The sequence below is a fragment of the Kitasatospora sp. NPDC050543 genome (assembly GCF_044457565.1).
Taxonomy (GTDB): domain Bacteria; phylum Actinomycetota; class Actinomycetes; order Streptomycetales; family Streptomycetaceae; genus Kitasatospora.
This window is the reverse complement of record NZ_JBITGZ010000010.1, coordinates 81,262-95,989: the sequence shown is the minus strand read 5'-3', so window position 1 is coordinate 95,989 and position 14,728 is coordinate 81,262. Positions and strand designations below refer to the sequence as shown.

General features: G+C 72.3%; 14 protein-coding genes. 3 read left to right on the top strand and 11 right to left on the bottom strand.

Annotated features, from left to right (window positions below; genetic code table 11):
- The first annotated feature begins 22 nt into the window (after positions 1 to 22).
- Both ACIBH3_RS15180 and ACIBH3_RS15175 read left to right on the top strand, forming a co-directional pair.
- Complete coding sequence (locus tag ACIBH3_RS15180) at positions 23 to 997, top strand: YihY/virulence factor BrkB family protein (RefSeq protein WP_396312409.1); 975 nt, start codon at positions 23 to 25, stop codon at positions 995 to 997.
- A 212-nt stretch (positions 998 to 1,209) separates the two neighbouring features.
- A complete protein-coding gene (locus ACIBH3_RS15175; protein WP_396312408.1) occupies positions 1,210 to 2,877 on the top strand; it encodes an MFS transporter in 1,668 nt (555 codons plus the stop codon).
- Positions 2,878 to 2,971: 94 nt separating this feature from the next.
- Here ACIBH3_RS15175 and ACIBH3_RS15170 read toward each other — a convergent pair whose 3' ends face one another.
- Positions 2,972 to 3,241, bottom strand: a complete 270-nt coding sequence (locus ACIBH3_RS15170; RefSeq protein ID WP_396312407.1) for an amphi-Trp domain-containing protein — start codon at positions 3,239 to 3,241, stop codon at positions 2,972 to 2,974.
- A 359-nt stretch (positions 3,242 to 3,600) separates the two neighbouring features.
- On the opposite strand from ACIBH3_RS15170, the gene ACIBH3_RS15165 reads away from it, so the two are divergent.
- Positions 3,601 to 3,942 carry a hypothetical protein gene (locus tag ACIBH3_RS15165; RefSeq protein ID WP_396312529.1) on the top strand — a complete coding sequence of 114 codons (342 nt, stop codon included), beginning with the start codon at positions 3,601 to 3,603 and terminating at the stop codon, positions 3,940 to 3,942.
- 391 nt (positions 3,943 to 4,333) lie between these two features.
- Here the strand turns inward: ACIBH3_RS15165 and ACIBH3_RS15160 are convergent, their stop codons facing one another.
- The 10 genes from ACIBH3_RS15160 to ACIBH3_RS15115 all read right to left on the bottom strand — a co-directional run bounded on the left by ACIBH3_RS15160 (position 4,334) and on the right by ACIBH3_RS15115 (position 14,317).
- Entirely contained in the window at positions 4,334 to 4,654 is a 321-nt protein-coding gene (locus ACIBH3_RS15160; protein ID WP_396312406.1) for a carboxymuconolactone decarboxylase family protein, read from the bottom strand.
- A 234-nt stretch (positions 4,655 to 4,888) separates the two neighbouring features.
- A complete protein-coding gene (locus ACIBH3_RS15155) occupies positions 4,889 to 5,842 on the bottom strand; it encodes a hypothetical protein (protein ID WP_396312405.1) in 954 nt (317 codons plus the stop codon).
- A 187-nt stretch (positions 5,843 to 6,029) separates the two neighbouring features.
- Positions 6,030 to 6,848 carry a class I SAM-dependent methyltransferase gene (locus tag ACIBH3_RS15150; RefSeq protein WP_396312404.1) on the bottom strand — a complete coding sequence of 273 codons (819 nt, stop codon included), beginning with the start codon at positions 6,846 to 6,848 and terminating at the stop codon, positions 6,030 to 6,032.
- Positions 6,848 to 7,567 carry an ABC transporter ATP-binding protein gene (locus tag ACIBH3_RS15145; protein WP_396312403.1) on the bottom strand — a complete coding sequence of 240 codons (720 nt, stop codon included), beginning with the start codon at positions 7,565 to 7,567 and terminating at the stop codon, positions 6,848 to 6,850. The genes ACIBH3_RS15150 and ACIBH3_RS15145 overlap by 1 nt, the downstream gene beginning before the upstream one ends.
- A 5-nt stretch (positions 7,568 to 7,572) precedes the next feature.
- Entirely contained in the window at positions 7,573 to 8,316 is a 744-nt protein-coding gene (locus ACIBH3_RS15140; RefSeq protein WP_396312402.1) for an ABC transporter ATP-binding protein, read from the bottom strand.
- Positions 8,313 to 9,302 carry a branched-chain amino acid ABC transporter permease gene (locus ACIBH3_RS15135; protein ID WP_396312401.1) on the bottom strand — a complete coding sequence of 330 codons (990 nt, stop codon included), beginning with the start codon at positions 9,300 to 9,302 and terminating at the stop codon, positions 8,313 to 8,315. Before ACIBH3_RS15135 ends, ACIBH3_RS15140 begins: the two co-directional genes overlap by 4 nt.
- 146 nt (positions 9,303 to 9,448) lie before the next feature.
- Complete coding sequence (locus ACIBH3_RS15130) at positions 9,449 to 10,318, bottom strand: branched-chain amino acid ABC transporter permease (RefSeq protein ID WP_396312400.1); 870 nt, start codon at positions 10,316 to 10,318, stop codon at positions 9,449 to 9,451.
- A gap of 23 nt (positions 10,319 to 10,341) precedes the next feature.
- Entirely contained in the window at positions 10,342 to 11,535 is a 1,194-nt protein-coding gene (locus tag ACIBH3_RS15125; RefSeq protein WP_396312399.1) for an ABC transporter substrate-binding protein, read from the bottom strand.
- Between the two features lie 44 nt (positions 11,536 to 11,579).
- Positions 11,580 to 11,993 carry a roadblock/LC7 domain-containing protein gene (locus tag ACIBH3_RS15120; RefSeq protein ID WP_396312398.1) on the bottom strand — a complete coding sequence of 138 codons (414 nt, stop codon included), beginning with the start codon at positions 11,991 to 11,993 and terminating at the stop codon, positions 11,580 to 11,582.
- Entirely contained in the window at positions 11,990 to 14,317 is a 2,328-nt protein-coding gene (locus tag ACIBH3_RS15115; RefSeq protein WP_396312397.1) for a nitrate- and nitrite sensing domain-containing protein, read from the bottom strand. The genes ACIBH3_RS15120 and ACIBH3_RS15115 overlap by 4 nt, the downstream gene beginning before the upstream one ends.
- Positions 14,318 to 14,728 lie beyond the last annotated feature (411 nt).

Genomic DNA, 14,728 nt, shown 5'->3' with positions numbered 1-14,728 from the left:
CGGAGGAGGTCCGGCTAAGCTCGTGCCGTCACGGACTCCCGGGATCCAGGGAGGGAGGGCGGCACCGATCAACCGCGAGCGCTTCACCAGGACGCTGACGTTCTGGCTCCGTCCGGCATTCGCGCTCCGTGTCGTCAACCGGTTCCAGCGAATCGCGGGATTCGATCGCTCGATGGCGCTGGCGTCCAGCATGCTGACGGCGATGATTCCGCTCGCGATCCTGTGCGGTGCCATTGTCTCCCATATCGGGGACAAGGACATCGCCGACCGGGTCATCGACCGCTACAGCCTCACGGCGGGCGGAGCCGCTGCGGTCACACAACTCTTCTCCTCGGCTGCCGACACGAGCGTCGGCATCTTCGGGGCGGTGTTCCTGATGCTCTCGACACTGAGCTTCGCGCGTGCGGTGCAGCGGTTGTTCGAGCAGACGTGGGAGCTCAAACCGCTGAGTGTGCGAAACACCCTCAACGACCTGAAGTGGTCCCTCTCCTTCGTGCTGTACGTGCCGGTGAGCGGCTGGCTCTACGCCAACCTGGGCCGCGGGCGCTTCGCCGTATGGGTGTACCTCCTGGAGGCGCTGCTGACAGCGGTCTTCCTCGTCTGGGGCGGCTGGATCCTCGCGGCGAAGCGGGTCGCCTGGTGGGATCTTCTGCCGTTCGGCGTCATCGGGGCCGTCCTGGCGGGTGTCTATTCGGTGGGCGCGGCCTTCTACGTACCGCACCTCTTCAACTCCTACGCCGCTCGCTTCGGCACGGTGGGCGTGGTCTTCGCGATGCTCTCGGCATTCTTCGGCATCGTGCTCGTGGTCGTGGGGTCGGCGGCTCTCGGTCGGGAGGTGCATGACGAGCTGGGGAGAATCCGTCAGGGTGAGCGGCCGGCCGATGACGAGGTTCGCCGTGAGTGGGACAATGTCATCGGCCTGGCGCGGGAGCGCTGGCAAACCGCTCGGGGGCAGATCTCCCGCATCCGGCCGGCCAGGAAGTCGAAACGGCGCTGAGCTTCGGTACTCCGCCCGCTGGAGACCACTCGCCGGGCGCGACCTGCGGGACCGGGGCTACGGCGGCGCTCCTCGAAGCTCGGCAGGTGCGCGTCGCCGCAGGACCTGTCACCCGTTCGCGCGGCGGAGTCCGCCCGGTCACGCACGGCCGATCGGGTTACCCCCGGGCGGGTCGGGGTACCGGCTTTCGCGGCCGCTGCAACGATGCGCCCATGGCATCGAGAGCCGGCACCGCCGGCAGTTCTGAGGCGCCGGCGACGGCGGGATTCGTGCTGCTGATCCTGGCGGCCGGGCAGTTCCTGATGGCACTGGACAGCTCGGTGATGAACGTGTCGATCGCGACGGTCGCGGACGACGTGGGTACGACCGTGACCGGGATCCAGGGCGCGATCACGGCGTACACGCTCGTGATGGCGATGTTCATGATTCCCGGTGGCAAGGTCGGCGTGCTCATCGGCCGCAGACGCGCGTTCATGATCGGTTGCGGTATCTACGGTTGCGGCTCCCTCACGACGGCGCTCGCCCCGAACCTGCCCGTGCTGCTGCTCGGCTGGTCCTTCCTGGAAGGAATCGGGGCAGCCCTCATCCTGCCGTCGATCGTCGCACTGGTCGCCGGCAACTTCGCCGCGGAGCGTCGGCCGGCCGCCTACGGACTCGTCGCCGCCGCGGGCGCCGTGGCGATCGCGCTCGGGCCGCTGATCGGCGGCGTCGCGACCACCTATTTCTCCTGGCGCTGGGTCTTCGCCGGCGAGGTCGTCATCGTGCTCGCCATCCTCGTGTTCGCCCGCCGCATCGCCGATGCCCCGACCGATGACCGCCCGCCCATCGACCTCGTCGGCGCGGTGCTCTCCGCGCTCGGGCTCGGGGTCTTCGTCTACGGCGTCCTGCGCTCCAGCGAGTGGGGCTGGTTCCTGCCCAAGCCCGACGCACCCGCCTGGCTCGGAATCTCGCTGGTCGTGTGGCTGATGCTGGCAGGCCTGCTGCTGATCCGGCTCTTCCTCCGCTGGGAGGCGCACCTGGTGGAGCAGCACAGGGAGCCGCTCGTGGACCCGGCTCTGCTGCGCAACCGGCAGCTCACCGGGGGCCTGACGATGTTCTTCTTCCAGTACTTCGTGCAGATGGGCGTGTTCTTCGTCGTACCGCTCTACCTGTCGGTCGCCCTCGGCCTGTCCGCGCTCGCCACCGGTGTCCGCATCCTGCCGCTCTCACTGACCCTGCTGGCCGCCGCGATCCTGATCCCGAAGCTGCTGCCGGACGTCTCACCGCGCCGGGTGGTGCGCCTCGGTGTCCTCGCCCTGTTCGCGGGTGCGGTGGCGCTGCTGGCGGCCCTCGACGCGGACGCGGGCGCGGAGATCGTCACCATCCCGCTCCTGCTGATCGGCCTCGGCATGGGCGCGCTGGCGTCCCAACTCGGAGCGGTCACGGTATCGGCCGTGCCGGACGAGCAGAGCGCGGAGGTCGGCGGTATCCAGAACGCCGTCACCAACCTCGGCTCCTCGATCGGTACGGCACTCGCCGGATCGATCCTCATCGCCACCCTGACGACCTCGTTCCTGACCAGCATCGAGCAGAACCAGGCGATTCCCCCCGAAGTCACCAGCCAGGCCGTCGTCCAACTCGAGAGCGGCGTACCCTTCCTGTCGGACGCGCAGCTCCAGAGCGCCCTGGACGGCGCGGGGGCGAGCCCGGAGGTGGCCCAGGCCGCGATCGACGCGAACGCCGAGGCGAGGCTCGACGGCCTGCGTGCCGCGCTCGCCGTTCTCGCCCTGACCGCTCTGCTGGCACTGTTCTTCACCCGGCGAATCCCGACCGTCCAGCCCGGAAGCAAGCCCGGAACCAAGCCCGGACGCCGGCCCGGAAGCCCCGAGCCGGCGGTGTAGACGGTCGGCCGGGGCGCGGGAGGGCCGTAGAGCGGCGGAGAGCGGCGGCCGCGCCCGGATACTGTCAGGGCCTGCGGGCGGCCTGGTGGTGGCGTCAGCCGTCCTCGCCCGCCGATCGCGTCGGGGGCGTCCCGGTCTGTGCGGTGGGCCACTTGAACTCGATCTCCAGCTCGATCTCCCCGTCGCCGACCTCGACCTCCAGCTCGGTGCGGAGGTCGTCGGGGATCCGCAGGCTCAAGGTCCCGGGGCCCAGTTCCAGTTCGGCGTTGCCGCCGTGCCTCAGCGCGTCCGCGAGCGCGGAGAGCTGATCAGCGGCCTCCAGCCGTGACAGCGAACGCTTCTGCTCAAACTTGAGGTCCTTCACGGATCTCTCCAATCCGCCCGGAAACAGCAGGTCAGGTCAAGTCTGACGCCGCGCGCCGCAGCGGGCATCACCCAGGCCGGGTGAGGAAGCCGGAGCGATCGGGGGCCCGGGCCGGAGCGGCACGGCCACGGCCGCGATCGGGCGCTCGCCGCCCCGGTGGGCAGCGCGGTCCTGGTCCGGCCGTGGGACGCTGGAGATCGGCGCCGCTGGTCGGCACGTTCCGCTCGGCCGTGTGCCTCCGTCGGCTGAAGGAGGCCTTCATGGCCGGCAACCTCAACCTCTCACAGGCGGGCAGCGTCCCCCAGGGCGCCTCGCGGCATGTCTTCCGAACCGGCTGGACCGTCCTCGCCGGGATCCTGATGATCGTCGGCGGGGCCCTGGCGATCTTCGAAGGAATCTCCGCCATCGCGAAGGACGACCTGTTCGTCAGAACGGCTAACTACGCGTTCCGGTTCAGCCTGACCGGCTGGGGCTGGGTCCACCTCATCCTGGGCATCGTCGTCGTCCTCGCCGGCTTCGCGCTCTTCACCGGAGCCGTGTGGGCGCGCGCGGTCGGTGTCGTGCTCGCGGGGTTGAGTCTGATCGCCAACTTCCTGTGGCTGCCGTACTACCCGTTCTGGGCCGTCGTGCTGATTGCCGTGAACATCTTCATCATCTGGGCACTCTGCGCCGGAGCGTTCCGCGAGGCCGGCCGGCCCTGAGGCCTCGGCGGGGGCCGGCGGCGACGGTCACCCGGCTGTGGGCGAGCGGCTCCGCCGTCCTCCGCTGCCGCGTCGTGCGGGTGTTCGTGGGCGGGTGTGCTCGTGCGGGTGTACCTCGGGCCGTGGGAGTGCACGCGCCGCGGCTCAGTCCTCGGCCGCCGGACTCGGCTGCGGCCTGGTGAAGGCGCGATGACTTCACGCCAGTCCGCGTGCGGGGTGGCCGCTGGGGAAGCGTTGACGACCTGCACGCATGCGGGAGCGACGCCGTGCAGGTCGTCCGACCGTTCGGAAGTGGCGGGGTAGGGCCGAGCCGGGGCTGTGGCATCGTGGGCTCGCGAAGGCATCCGAGGCCTTCGGCGGCCGAGGGTCCCGCCTGGATCCCGGGTGTGGGCTACGCGTCGAGCTCGGATTCGGCCACGGCGATGGCGAATCCCAGACCCTCGGCGATGTGGCCGGCCGCGGACATCACGTGGGCGGTGCCGACGATCGGCGCGATGGCCACCAGGACGTCCTGCACCTGGGCGGCCGTCACACCGGACTCCATGGCGGGGCCGATGTGCGCGAGGTAGGACATCGGAGGCGCGTCCATGGCGACGAGCGCGGCGATGCGGGTGAGGATGAGCTGGTCCATGGGCAGGCCGCAGCGTTCGACCGAGTCGAGGGTCATGGCAGCCAGGGTGTCGAGGACGGGAGTTTCGGAGGACGTCGTCATATCGGTGATCTCCTGACAGGATGATCGGGAGCCGACGCGGTGGATGGAAGGGGAATCAGGGTTCTCCTGCGCCGCATCCCTGTACACCGAACCTTAGGAACATTCCGCCCCACGTGCATCCTCATGCCGCTGCTGCGGTGAGCAGCATCGGGCGGTCGGCTGGTCGGCTGGTCGGCTGGTCGGCTGGTCGGCTGGTGGGCTGTCGGGCGCCGGTACGGTGGCTCGCCGGTCGGCTCAGCGCAGAACCTGCGCCTGCCAGTAGGCGAAGCGCTGTACCGGGTCGCCGTCCAGCCGCCACGGCCAGGGCGTGACGGTACTTCCGACCATCCGGAGGGCCTCCGCGGCCTCCGGGAGCCGGTTGGCCTGGACCAGCGCATAGGCCAGCATGTTGAGATCGGCCAGGGCCGCCGCATGGCGCAGGTGGCCGGGCTTGGTCCAGTTGGCCAGCGCCCGCTCCAGCGCGGACTCCGCCCGCGGATTCGCCCACTGCCTTCTCGCCAGGAGAGCGTCGACGCCGCCGCGGGCGACGGTCCGGTGATGGTGATCGATGGCCGCCGCGAGCTCCAGGCCCACGGCCGGCACCGCCGAGGTCGCCGGAGGTATCCGAGAACGGACGGAATCGACGAGCTCCAGCACCTGGCTGCGGGTGCCGCACTCCTCCGGTGACAGGTAGCCCAGCATCTGGAAATGCGCTTCGCGGTGCCAGGTATCGCGCGCCATCACCTCCTGCCAGACCTTGAACACGTCCTGCTGCTCGCATCTCAGCAGCCGCAGGATTCCGAGCAGTACCACCCACGGTGTCGGATCGTCCGGCGCGAGCTCGGCAGCGCGACGACAGTCGTCGGCCGCGGAGCGCGCGTCCTCCATCCCGCCCGTCAGGCGGCCGCGCACCAGCTCGACCCAGGCCTGGAAGACCATGGCATCGGCGCTGTGTGGACGACGCCTCAGCCAGGACCGCGCGATACCGGAGCCCGCGGCGGATTCCGCGAGCACCGAGAATCGATGCGCCCGCCGATCCCAATCCGTACCCGCATCCTGGAGGACCCGCTCGATCTGGTCGACCTGAATATCAATCAGCCCCGGCATCGAGGGACTTTCGAGTTGCTTGCGCACTCTGCCGAGATTGCTGTCATCGAGTTCTGGGGCCAGCCGCGGGCCGGAGTTCCGAAACATTCGAAAGATCGACACGAACGCAGACTAGGGCCGTTCCGGAGAACTAGAAAGACCTCGTAGCGAATCGTTATTCCGCAGCGCGGCCGGGGTTATGTTACCGCCTCGTACAGCGAGAGCGGGTGGGGGGAAATGAGCAACGCGAATTCTCCGGGTGTTCCGGTGTCGGCGCGGAGTTCGGCCTTCCCCAGCGCGCGGAGGCGGCTCATCCGGGCTTTCGCGCCGAGATCGAGACCAGGGTGTAGGAGAGCGCCTTGAAGCCGGGCCTGCGGACCAGCGCGCGGAAGCGGGTCAGCTCGTCGAGGGTGAGACCTGCGGCGAGCAGGGGTTCCTGGAGCTGGCGCGAGTTGATCTCATGGAGGCGGGTGCCGCCGTCGTGGGACCAGCTCTCGGCATGGATGGTGGTGTGGACCTCGGTCAGACCGAGGCGTGTCATCGCCGCGGGGACCTGGCGTCCCCAGTCCAGGTCTGCGCCCCGGTCGCCCAGGACGGTGAGAACGGTGTCGATGACCCGGGAGAAGAGGTCGCGCTCGGCCGGATCGACCGGGGTGAGGACGGAGAGCGGGCTGCGGTCGAACTCCTCGATCAGCAGCACACCGCCCGGCCGTAGCGCCCCGGCCAGGGTGGCGAGCACCTCGTGCCGCTCGGGCAGGTGGAGGAGGAGCAGGCGGGCGTGGATCAGGTCGAACGGGCCGCCCGGCGGCTGCTCGTACCGGACGTCGTGGCGGCGGACCAGAAGGCTCCCGGTGGACCCGGTGGACCCGGTGGACCCGGTCGGCGTGGTCAGCCGGGCCAGGTCGAGGTCGGTGGCGGTCACGGAGCCGGTGGGGCCGACCAGTTCGGCGAGCAGGCGGGCGATCGACCCGGCGCCCGCCCCGACCTCCCAGCAGTGGGCCCCGGCCGGCACCCCGAGCCGGTCCAGGTGGGAGGCGGTGATCGGGTCGAGGAAGGACTCCAGTACCTGGAACTGGTCCACGGCCTCGTCGGACCGGTTGTCGAAGGCGTAGCGCGTCTCGGTCGGCATCAGGGCTGCTCCTGCGGTGCGTGGCGGGGTGGGGTGAGGGCGGCGAGTACGTGGGCCGGGTCCTGGCGCGCGGCGGCGCCGTCCAGCGCGGTCGAGATCCGGCCGGTGCCGAGGACGGTGATCCGGTCGGCGATCGGGAGCACGGAGGCCGGGCTCGGGGTGGCGAGCAGGACGGCCAGTCCGTCGGCGGCCAACCGGCCCGCCAGGGCGAGCACATCGGCCGCGACCGCGGGGGCCAGGCCCTCGGTGGGTTCGTCGAGCAGTAGGACGCGGGGGCCGGTGAGCAGGGCGCGGGCGATGGCGAGCATCTGCTGCTCGCCGCCGGAGAGACGGTCGGCGCGGTGGCGCAGCCGCTCGCCGAGCCGGGGGAGCAGGTCGAGCACCCGGGCCGGTGACCAGGCCGCCGTCCGCTGTCGGTGTGCCAGCTTGAGGTGCTCGGCCACCGTCAGGGACGCGAAGAGCCGACGCCCCTGCGGGACGAGGCTGATACCGGCCCGAGCACGGTGGTGGGCCGGGAGGCGGGTGACATCGGTGCCGGCGAGCTCGATCCGGCCCGAGCCGACCGGGACCAGGCCGGCCAGTGTATGCAGCAGGGTCGTCTTCCCGGCGCCGTTGGGCCCGAGGACGGCGTGCACGGAGCACCGGCTCACCGTCAGGTCGATGCCGTGCAGCACGGCACCGCCGTGGTATCCGGCCCGCAGGGACAGTGTGTCGAGCATCCGCGTCACCTGGACCGGGGATCGAGGTAGGCCTCCCGGACGGCGGGGTCGGCGCTGATCTCCTCCGGCGTGCCGTCGGCGATGGGCCGGCCCTCGTGCAGCACGGTGACCCTCGTGGCGAGCGCGTTGACGAAGGCGAGATTGTGCTCGACGAGCAGGACGGCGACCTCGGCGGGCAACTGTCGCAGGACCGTCGTCAGCCGGTCGGTGTCCTCCTCGCTCAGGCCGGCGGCCGGCTCGTCCAGCAGCAGGATCCGGGGCCGCGCGGCGAGCGCGGCCGCGATCTCCACCAGCCGCTGCTGGCCGTGCGACAGCTGGCCGGCGGTGTGGGAGGCCAGGTGGGCGAGGCCGACCTGGTCGAGGTGGTCGAGGCAGCGGCGCCCGAGTTCCCGGTAGCGGCGGGGGCGCCAGAGCCCGCGTAGTTCGGTGTGCCGCCAGGCGGCCAGTGCCACGTTGTCCAGGGCGCTGAGGCTGCCGAGTACCGCGGGCTGTTGGAAGGTGCGGGCTATGCCGAGGCGGGAGCGTCGGGCCGGGTCGGTGCCGGTGATGTCCCGTCGGTCGAGCACGATCCGGCCGCCCGACGGTGCGACGGTGCCGGCGACCAGGCCGAGCAGGGTGGACTTGCCCGCGCCGTTGGGCCCGATCACGGCGTGGCGTGCCCCGGGCCGGACCGTCAGGTCGAGCCGGTCGACGGCGGCCAGTGCGCCGTAGCGGCGGGTCACTCGGGTGAGGCTGAGCAGAGCGTTCACGGGCCGGCCTCCGGGAAGCGGGGACGGGTCGGGTGGGGGGAGGAGGCCGCCGGCCGGCGGCGGAGGGGGCGCCGGGGGAGGCGGATGCCGGCGAGCCCGCGCGGCAGCAGGTACACGGCGGCGATGAACAGCGCGCCGAGCAGCAGCGGGCCGTGTCCCGGCCACCGGGCGGCGAGCTGGTCCCGGGTGAGCAGTACCAGCGCCGTTCCGACGAGCGCGCCGAGCGGCGAGGCCATGCCGCCGAGTACGGCGGCCAGCAGGCAGAGCGAGGAGGTGGTGAAGCCGACGTCGGCGGGCGAGACGTAGCGCTGCGCGGTCACCAGCAGGTGGCCGCCCACTCCCGCCAGGGCCGCGGCCCACACCTGGGCGCCGAGGAACACACGGGTGACCTGGTGGCCGCTCGCGCGCATCCGCGCCTCGTGGTCGCGGCACCCGGCGAGCAGGACGCCGAGCGGCGAGCGCAGCGCCAGTACCGTCGCCGTGACCGTGAGGGCGGCGACGGTGATCGCGTACCGGTAGACGGCCGGATCGCCGGTCAGCGGCGTCGTACCCCAGAGCACGCGGACCGGCGCCATGCCCGACAGGCCGTCGGTGCCGCCGGTGACCGAACTCCAGCGGGCGGCCGCGGTTGCGGTCAGTTCTCCCAGGGCCAGTGTGATCATCAGCGTCGTCACCCCTCGGGCCCGGGCCACGATCGGCCCGGTCAGCAGGGCGAACAGCGCGGCCGCCGACGCGGCGGCGGCGATCTGCACCGGCCCGACGTCGACGCCCGCCCGGCCCAGCAGGGCGGTGGTGTAGGCGCCGACCGCGTACGGGGCGGCCTGGCCGAGGGTGGGGAGTCCGGCCCGGCCGGTGAGCACGGTGACGCCGACGGCGACCAGACCGAGCGCGGGTATCGGGGTGAGCAGGCCGAGCGTCGACTCCTCGACGAACGCCGGCACGGCGAACAGCGCGAGCGAGGTCAGCAGCAGGGCCCAGCCGGCCACGTCCGCCCTCCTGCCGAAGGCCGACCGCGTGGACCGCGTGGACAGCGCTGACAGCACCGACCGCGCCGTGCGTGTGGCGCCGGCCGATGGCGTCGCAGCCGGCCGGATCGGCCGGACGGCCTTCGGGGTGCCCGCCCCGGACTCGGTCATCCGCGCGCTCCGGTGGCGCCGCCGCGGCGCAGGACCAGGGCTGCGGCCATCGCCGCGAACAGGAGGTAGGGGGCGAGGTCCGGCACCAGGTCGACGCCGAGGGTCTGCACCTCGCCCACGGCCACCGCCGCCACCAGCGCGCCCAGCACCGAGCCCAGGCCGCCCAGCACCACCACGATCAGTGAGAGCAGCAGTACCGTCTCCGCCGTGCGCGGGCCCGGGCCGATGATGGGAGCGCCGAGGACACCCGCGAGGCCCGCGAGCGCCCCGGCGCCCGTGAGCACTGCGGCGTGGACCAGGCGCGGGTCGGTGCCGAGGCCGGCGACCATCGCGGAGTCGTCCACCGTGGCCCGCAGCAGTGCGCCGGCCCTGGTACGGCGGAGCATGAGCTGCCCGGCCGCCGCCAGCACCACGGCCACCAGGATGAAGGCCAGCCGGTAGACCGGGTAGCGGTGCCCGGAGAGGTCGGCGCTGTGGTCGAGCGCCGCCGGCAGGGCGACCGGCAGGTCGTCGGGCCCGGCGGCCGTGCTGAGCAGATCGCCGCCGACCAGCGCCACGCCGGCGGTGAGCAGCGCCTGGGCGAGGTGGCCGCGCCGGCGTACGGGCTCGGTGAGCGCGGCGAGCAGCCCGCCCCCGGCACCGGCCGCCGCGGTGCCGACGGCCAGGGCGAGCAGCAGCCCGCCCCACGAGCCGTCCGACAGGGCGGCGGCCGTGTACGCGCCGACGGCGTAGAGGGTGCCGTGGGCAAGGTTGAGGACGTCACCCGTACCGAACGCCAGGGTCAGCCCGGCCGCCGCGACGTACAGCAGCAACCCGTAGGCCACACCGTCCACGGCCGGCACCAGGTGTGCGTCGATCAGGCCCATCGGTCCCCCTCTCCGATGCCCGGTCAGTTCCCGATGGTGGCGAGGTCCTGGACCATCTGGTTGGACAGTGCGCGGCCGTCGCTCTTGACCTCGCGCAGGTACCACTTCTGCACCGGCGAGTGGGTGTTCCGACCGAACTGCCAGGTGCCGCGGGGGCTGTCGATCTGGCCCAGGCCGGCGATCGCGGTGTTCAGCGTCTCGGGGTCGAGCTTGTCGCCCGCCGCGCCGATCGCCTTGTCGAGTACGGCGGCGGCGTCGTAGGAGGCCATCGCGTACGTGGTGGGCGGGGACTGGTGCTTGGACTGCCAGGCCGAGACGAACGCCCGGTTGGCCGCGTTGTCGAGGTCCGGGGCGTAGTTGAGCACCGAGCGGATGCCCTTGGCGGCATCGCCCTGGGCGGTGAGCACCCCGCCCTCGGTGAGGAACCCGGCGGCGTACAGCGGGGTGCCGGCCAGGTCGGACTGGGCGTACTGCTTGACGAAGTCGACCGCCGCGCTGCCGGCGTAGAAGCAGTACACCGCCTTGGCCTTGGAGTTCTTGATCTTGTTGAGGTAGGGGGTGAAGTCGGTGGTGCCCGGGAACGGCGTGAAGGTCGTCTTGCCTCCGGGGTCGGCGAGCTGCCCGCCGGCCTTGCCGAACGCGTCGGTGAAGCCGCGCAGCTCGTCCCAGCCGCCCTGGTAGTCGGGTCCGATCGCGTACACCGGCCCGTCGACGGTCTCACGCACGTACTGGGCGATCGCGGCTCCCGGCTCGTCGGACATGAAGCTGGTGCTCCACTGGTGGCTCACGTCCTTGACCTCGGGGCGGCCGTTGGAGCTGACCAGGGGGATCCCGGCCTCGCCGAGCAGCGGCGAGATCGCGGCGACCGAGCCCGCGCCGACCACCCCGGTGACGGCGAGGACCTTGTCCTGCTTGACCAGCTTGGTGGCGGCCGGCAGGGCGGTCGGCGCACCGTCGCCCTCGTCGGCGGTCACCAGATCGACGCCGTGGCCGCCGAGCACGCCGCCGTGGGTGTCCAGGTACAGCTGGAAGCCGTCCCGCAGATCGGTGCCGACGGACTTGTACGTCCCGGAGAGCGACGCCAGCAGCCCGATCTTCACCGTGCTCGGGCCGCCCCCGGCCGTGTCACCGCCGCCGTGGCCGCCGGCGCAGCCGGTCGCGAGCAGCAGGGCGGTGAGGAGGGGGAGGGCCGAGCGGCGTCTGCGGATCGGTGACACGAGTGCTCCCGGGGGTAGGGGGACGGGCCGGAGCTGACGGTCGATCAGGAGGTGCTGTCGAGGAGCTTGGCGCGGGCCGCGGGGGTCAGCTGCGGGCCGACCTTGTTGATGAGCTCGGCCAGCTCGAAGGAGACCTGCCCGATGTCGCAGGCCTTGGAGGTCAGGACCAGCAGTGAGGCACCGCTGCTGACCGCCATGGAGAACAGGAAGCCGCCCTGCAGCTCGGTCAGGTTGCTGATCACCGGTTCCGCCTGCAACAGCCGTGCGGCGCCGGCCAGCAGGCTGACCAGCCCTGACGCGATCGCGGAGAGCTGGTCGGCGTGCTCCGTGCCGACCCCGCGGGTGGCCGCGATCAGCAGGCCGTCGGCGGAGACCGCCACCGCGTGGGTGATCTCCGGGACCCGGGCCGCGAAGTCGTTCAGCAGCCAGTCGAGATCGTGCGTCGATGGGGAGGTCATGCGTCTTCCTTCTGCTTCGGATCGGACAGGAGTGGCTTGGGGGCGCCGCGTCCGGCGCGGCTGGCGCCGATACCGCGGGCGTACGCGGCCATCGAGGCCGAGACCTGCTGCGGGTCGCGGTGCGCCAGCCCGTGCGAGGGCCGAGGGGCGGGCGCCGGGGATTCGGGAGCGCTCGGGGGCGCCGCCTGGAGCGGGGCGGGATCGGTGGTGGCAGCCGTCGGGCGCCTGCGCCTGGGCAGGCCGCTCCCGGTGGTGCCGTTGGTGTCGCTGGTGCCGACAGCGTCGGCGGTGCCGGCGGTCGTCGGTTCCGGTGGGGCGGGTGCCGGTGCGGCACCGGGTGGCAGTGCCGGCACCTCCGGCGCGACCGGGAGCACCGACGCGCCCGAAGTCGCGACCGGGGCCGGGACGGGAGGCAGCTCGGCCGCCTTGGCCACGCCGAACACGGCGTCCGGAAGGGTGACCTCGGCGATGGTGCCGCCGCCCGGCCGCGGGCGCAGTTCGACCCTGATCCCGTACCAGGACGCCAGGTGGCCCACCACGGTCAGCCCCATCGCGCGGACGGCGGCGACCTCGACCGGGGAGGGTGCGGCCAGCTTCTCGTTGGCGGAGTCCCAGCCGTCCTCGGCCAGTCCGATGCCCTGGTCGCAGATCTGGACCACCAGCCGGTCCGTCAGCAGCCTGGCCTCGGCGGTCACCCGGGTCTCGGGCCTGGAGTACGCGGTGGCGTTGTCGAGCAGCTCGGCGAAGAGGTGGACCAGGTGATCCACCGCCCGGCCCTGGAGCAGCACGCCCTGGTCCGTGGTCCCGACGTCGACCCGCGTGTAGCGCTCGATCTGGGCCAGTGCTGCTCGGAGGACGTCCTCGATCGGGGCGTCGGTCGACCGTACCCGGGCCGTCGCCTCGCCACCGAGGACGAGCAGGCTGTGGTTGTTGCGCCGCATCCTGCTGGCCAGGTGGTCGAGCTCGAAGAGCCGGGCCAGCCGCTCGGGGTCGGGCTCGTCCCGTTCGGCCGCGTCGAGTGCCCGGACCAGTGCGCCGGTCAGCCGGTCGGACCGGCGGGCCAGGCCGACGAAGACGGTGCCCATCCGGTCGCGCATGGCCGCCTGCTCGGCTGCGATCCGCACCGCCTCCCGGCTGACGGTGTTGAAGGCGGCGCCGACCTCGGCGATCTCGTCCCGGCCGCGGACCTTGACCGGGTCGCCCGCCGCGGCGGCGAACTCCTCGGGCGTCGCCCCGCCGAGTGCGCCTCCCGCCGACAGGGCGGCCACGGCCGCCGGCAGGCGCTCGTGGGCGACGGCGTGCGCGGCGTCGCGGAGCCGGCGCAGCTCCCGGATCATCGGCCGGCCCAGCCGGAGCGCGAGGATGATCACCGAGACCACCGCCAGCAGTACCGCCACGCCCTCGCTCAGGGCCCACTTGCGCTGGGTGTTGCGGAAGGCGGTGACGTCGGCGAGTGCCGAGGCGTCGACCTTCTGCTCGACCTGCTGGAGCCGGTCGGTCCGCTCGTCCATCACCGTCGTCCAGCTCGCGTCCAGCGGCAGGGGGCGGCCCGGCCTGGCGCGGGCCACGGCATCCTCCAGCCGGCCCGCCGCGATGATCCCGGCACCGGTCAGCGACCGGTCCAGCCAGGTCTGCCACTCCGGGGTGGCCGTCCGCTGGAACTCCAGGACGGCCTCGGTGTACCCGGTGCGGGTGGCGGTGATCGCCTGCTGCGCGGCCGGGGTGAGGACGCCGGAGGCCTGCGAGGTCAGTACCGCGACCTCCTGCTGGCTCACCGCCTCCTGGGCCCGGGCCAGGGCCACTCCGCTGTTGATCCGGTCCGCGAGACTCGCCCCGGCGCGTCCGGCCTCGGCGACGTCGCCCCGGTAGGCCAGCAGATCGGCGATGACGATCCGGTAGTGGAAGGTGGTCGCGGACAGCGCGGTGCTCGGGCTCGACTCCACCTGCTTGCGCAGCGCGGGCAGGTCCGCCAGGTCGGCGTCCACCTGCCTCAGGAGCCCGAGGGTGATGCCCCGGGGCCCGTGCAGCCGCCCGCGCAGCCGGCGGTACTCCGTGATGCTCTCGTCGGTGGCCTGGATCTGCCGGAGGTAGGCGTTGGTCCGGTCGGGATCCGCCTCGCGGGTCAGCAGAGCCGCGGCGCAGGTGCGTTCGCGCTGCAACTGATGTGTCAGGTCGCCGGCCTGGGCGCTGATGGCCACCATCGAGCGCAGCTGTGCCGCCCCGAACACCTGTCCGGCGGTGATGCGCAGCGCGAGCGCCGCGAAGGCGACCACCGCGAGCAGCGGCACCGTGGCGAGTACGGCCAGTTTGCGGGTGATCCTCACCGGACCCACCCTGCGGCCACGGGTGGTCGGGCGATCAGGCCTTGCTGGTCAGAAGTCATGGCGCGCCTTTGAGGGTCGAGCGGAGGGGGTGCTGGCATTCAAGTGACGGTGCATCAGCCGCTGCTGGGGAAGAGCCTCCATTGGGCGCGTACCTGACACGATACGGGCCGATCATAGTGGCGGCGATCGATCATGTCTTCGAAACCCATGGAAGCCTAACCAACTGATCGACCGTCAGGAAGCTTCCCGGGGTGATCTTCTTGCCGACGACGCAGACGCTGGGGTGACAGGCCGTGACAGTAGCCAACGGCGACCTGGCCGGGGTCGGTGCCGGCTCCTGGAGCTGATCGGCCGGGGCCACCGCGACGGGCGGAGCGTGGACCGGCCGCGCGCGCCCCCGCCGCGCCGGAG